Source organism: Syntrophomonas sp., from assembly GCF_028707975.1.
Taxonomy (GTDB): Bacteria; Bacillota; Syntrophomonadia; order Syntrophomonadales; family Syntrophomonadaceae; genus Syntrophomonas.
Genome location: NZ_JAQVZX010000015.1, coordinates 29,411 through 33,967 on the forward strand (window position 1 = coordinate 29,411; position 4,557 = coordinate 33,967).

Genomic DNA, 4,557 nt, shown 5'->3' on the forward strand with positions numbered 1-4,557 from the left:
AAGGATAGCGATTTATTAAGCATACATCAAGTTATTCAAAAAAGCGGCGTTTTTACAATTATTTAAGTGTGGGAGGCGTTAAAATGATAAAGTATTTTGCTCATTCGACTGAAGGTGAAGATGAAAACTGGCAATTGTTGAAAAATCATTTGGAAAATGTATCACAACTGGCAGGAATCTTTGCTTCTTATTTTGGAGCGGAAGAATGGGGGGAATTGGCGGGATTATTACATGATGGAGGAAAGTATACCAATAGCTACCAAGACAAGCTTAAAGGAATGAACATAAATGTGGATCATTCTACTGCCGGAGCCCAAATAGCATATAAACTCTACGGAAACAGGGGAAATTTATTGGGTTATGTAAGTGCTGGACATCATGGTGGGTTGCCAAATGGGGGGAGTGATGCAGACGAGACTTCGCTTATGGGTAGACTGGCAAAAGATATTCCAAACTATGATGCCTTTTATAAAGAGAATCTCCTGCAGCCCCAGTTGCCCGGGCTAAATTTGGGCAGGTCTGATAAGCCGGGATTTTCACTGTCCTTTTTTGTGCGAATGCTTTTTTCCTGCCTGGTCGATGCGGATTTTCTTGATACAGAAAAGTTTTATTCAAAAGGAAAAAACGAAATGCGAGGAGAATTCCCTGATATCAAAACCCTGAATTATAAACTGGAACAACATATTGACAAGATAAGCAAAAAAGCCAAAAGCCCTGTTGTTAAACGCGAACGGGCACATGTGAGGGCTTGTTGTCGGCAAGCGGCAGAAAAAGAAAAGGGCTTATTTAGTCTTAGCGTTCCTACTGGTGGGGGGAAAACGCTTTCTTCCCTGGAATTTGCACTTCGCCATGCCAGTAAACATGGAATGGAGCGAGTAATATATGCAGTACCTTTTACCAGTATTATTGAACAGAATGCTGCTGTTTTTAGAGAAGCTCTGGGAGATGATGCTGTATTAGAACATCATAGAAATTATGATTTTGAGGAAGATGAAAACAATCCCAAATACAAATATCGATTAGCAGCAGAAAACTGGGATGCACCCGTGATAGTAACCACTAATGTTCAATTCTTTGAATCTCTTCTGGCTTATAAACCTTCCCGTTGCCGAAAACTCCATAACATTGCAAATAGTATAGTGATATTGGATGAAGCTCAGACCTTACCGGACAGGCTTTTACTACCTTGCCTGGCTATTTTAGAAGAACTGCTGCTGCGTTACGGTGTCACTATAGTATTCTGCACCGCAACCCAGCCGCACTTGGAAAAACTGTGGAGCAAAGAGCTGCAAGTAACAGAAATAATGCCTGATGCCGAACGACTTTATGAAGTTTTAAGTAAGAGGGTGACGGTCAGAACGGCAGGAATTTTAAAAGATGAGGAACTAGTTAAGAAACTGGCTGAGCAAAAGCAAGTACTATGCATAGTAAACACCCGCAAACATGCCAGAACTCTGTATAAGCTTTTGCCGGAAGCCGAAGGCAATTATCACTTGAGTGCTTATATGTATCCAAAACACCGAAGTGACAAAATTGCGGAAATACGTCAGCGTCTTGCTGAAGGAAAGACCTGCCGGGTGATTTCTACCCAATTAATCGAAGCTGGGGTAGATGTGGATTTTCCGGTAGTTTACAGGGCAATTGCTGGAATTGACGCAATTGCCCAGGCAGCTGGTCGTTGTAATCGCGAAGGGATAGGCGGTCAAGGGGAGGTATGGGTCTTTATTCCAGAGCAGGGGGTACCGGAAGGCTGGTTTCAACGTATGGCAGCATTGGGAGAGAAAGTATTGCATAAATATGGTGACCCCTTATCGCCACAGGCCATTAAGAGTTTTTTTGAATTGCGTTTTGACCTGGCCGGAGAGCAGTTAGATGAGTTGGGAATACTAAAGGACTTTGAAGAATGTGCTAGTAAGCTATTGTTCCCGTTTCGGGATGTAGCTGAAAAATTCAGGTTTATTGACGATGTTTCAGTACCGGTAGTAATTGCTGTAGATAACGAATGTAAGGATATTATCAAAAAAGCAGCTTATAGCGATAACCCGGGAGGATTTGCCCGGAGCTTGCAAAGATATACAGTAGGAATCACCCCATGGGAAGCTATTGCCTACGAAAAGGTAGGTGGTATTCGTAAAGTGGCAGGTTTATTCAATGTTATGGAGGAGGTGAATAATTACGATGATAACATGGGATTATTGCCATTGAGTAATGTCGAAACAGATATCTATGTTGTGTAATTCGGGATAAAGTGAGGTGAAGAAATGGGCTATGGAGTAAAACTAAAGGTATGGGGTGACTTTGCCTGTTTTACCCGACCGGAAATGAAAGTGGAGCGGGTAAGCTATGATGTCATTACTCCCTCAGCAGCACGGGGCATATTTGAAGCAATCCACTGGAAGCCAGCCATAAGATGGGTAATTGAGCGCATTACGGTACTGAATGAGATTAAATTTGACAGTTTTCGCCGTAATGAGCTAAGTGGACGCATATCAGCAGTTACAGTGAAGCGTGCCATGAATGGCAAAGAAGTGTTATTGCGCCAAACTATTGAAGATAACCGTCAGCAGAGAGCCACTTTGTTGCTGCGTAATGTTGCCTATATTATTGAAGCATACTTCGAGATGACGGAAAAAGCCGAAGCGGATGATAGTGAAGAAAAACATTACAATATGTTCCTGCGCCGTGCTAGACAAGGGCAGTGCTTTCACCGACCCTATTTCGGCTGTCGCGAGTTTCCTGTGAACTTTGCACTATTGGAAGATGAAGTGCCCCCTTCTCATTACCAGGATTTGGAGGAAAAGGATTTGGGATGGACATTATTAGATATTGATTTCAAAAATGATATGACCCCCCTGTTCTTTCGAGCTATTATGCGCCATGGAGTGATAGAAGTACCATCCCTATATGAGGAGGGAAGCGCATGATTATTCATTCTTTGCAAGAGTATTACGAACGTCTAAACAATGACCCACTATCAGGAATTGCTCCTGTGGGCTATAGCAAAGCTAAGGTTGCTTTTGCCTTCAATTTATCTGAGAACGGAGAACTATTAGATATTTTTCCTTTGTATGAAGTGAAGGGGAACAAGAAGATTTCTAGAGAGATGCTGGTACCGGAGCAGGTCAAACGATCTTCGGGAGTGAATGCAAATTATCTTTGTGATAACAGCAGCTATGTGTTAGGAATTGACAACAAAGGCAAGGAACAAAGAAGCAGGGATTGCTTTATGGCTTTTAAAGAGTTACACAATGAGATACTGACCGGGGTGGTGGATGAGGGGGCAAAGGCAGTCTTGGCTTTCCTGAATTCTCGTGAAGCCGGCCAGTTTGCGGAAAAACCGCTTCAGGATAATATAAAGCAATTACTTGAAGGTGGCAATATCGTATTCAGATTAGACGGAGCAGATGGCTATATTCATGAGCGAGCACCTATAAAAAAAGCCTGGGAAAACTACCAGGAAACCGATAAAACTGATGCATATATAGCTCAATGCCTGGTATCGGGAGAAAAAGGCCCGATTGCCCTGCTGCATACATCTATCAAAGGTGTAACAGGAGCACAATCATCAGGTGCATCGATTGTATCATTTAATGATGATGCCTATGTTTCATATGGCAAGAACCAAAGCTACAATGCACCGGTATCGGTAAATACTACTTTTGCTTATACCACAGCTTTAAACTATTTGCTTTCTAATCCAAAAAATAGAATACGCATAGGAGATACTACTGTTGTATTCTGGGCGGAGCGGGAACTGGAAGAAAACCTGATTGCAGGATTCTTTGATCCTCCAGAGGAACCCAAAGAGCAGAAAATGGTGCAAATTGATCATGCTTTGATACAAAAAACCCGAGATATATTGATGCAACTGCGGGATGGGAAAAAACCGGCTAATGTTGATATTGATGAAAGAACCCGTTTTTATATATTGGGTTTAGCGCCTAATGCTGCTCGCTTATCAATCCGCTATTATTACCAGGGGGAATTCGGAACTTTGATGAAAAATGTTGGCCTTCATTATGCGGATATGCTGGTTGTTTTGCCTAAAGATTACCGGCCCATATTTCCCCCGGTCTGGCGGATTTTAATGGAAACCGCTACTGGAGGAAAAACAGAGAACATCCCGCCCATACTTGGAGGAGCGCTTATGCGAACAATTTTAAGTGGTGGGGCCTATCCCCAAAGCCTGTATTCAGTTATTCTAAGCCGAATTCGGGCCGATAGTATTGTGAACCCCATCAGGACAGGGATAATAAAAGCCTGTTTGCTCCGCCAATTCAGAATACACGGACAAAAAGAAAAGGAGGCTGCGATTAAAATGAGTCTTAACCCAGAGAATACAGACCCTGGTTACTTATTAGGGAGGCTTTTTGCTCTCCTGGAAATAGCCCAGCAAGATTCAGCAGACACTAAACTTAATGCAACTATAGTTGACCGTTGTTATGGAACAGCATCTACCACCCCTGCGGCAATTTTCCCCATGCTCGTAAAGCTCTCAAAACACCACCTAAAAAAGATTAAATCAACTAAACCCGGTTTAGGGTATGCACTTGATAA

General features: G+C 42.5%; 3 protein-coding genes. All 3 read left to right on the forward strand.

What is annotated here, in order from left to right; genetic code table 11:
- Positions 1-83: 83 nt before the first annotated feature.
- On the forward strand, positions 84-2,237 hold the full coding sequence (gene cas3, locus PHP87_RS03670; RefSeq protein WP_299918572.1) for a CRISPR-associated helicase Cas3': 2,154 nt from the start codon (positions 84-86) through the stop codon (positions 2,235-2,237).
- Positions 2,238-2,261: 24 nt separating this feature from the next.
- The gene (gene cas5c / locus PHP87_RS03675; protein WP_299918574.1) at positions 2,262-2,924 is read left to right on the forward strand and encodes a type I-C CRISPR-associated protein Cas5c; all 663 of its coding nucleotides are present in this window, start codon (positions 2,262-2,264) and stop codon (positions 2,922-2,924) included.
- Positions 2,921-4,557: type I-C CRISPR-associated protein Cas8c/Csd1 (cas8c, locus tag PHP87_RS03680; RefSeq protein WP_299918576.1), on the forward strand; the 1,637-nt coding region annotated here is incomplete at its 3' end. The genes cas5c and cas8c, both read left to right, overlap by 4 nt.

Bases quoted from the DNA above. Each gene is read 5' to 3' on its own strand.
- cas5c (WP_299918574.1), top strand. From the start codon at position 2,262: ATGGGCTATGGAGTAAAACTAAAGGTATGGGGTGACTTTGCCTGTTTT.
- cas3 (WP_299918572.1), top strand. From the start codon at position 84: ATGATAAAGTATTTTGCTCATTCGACTGAAGGTGAAGATGAAAACTGG.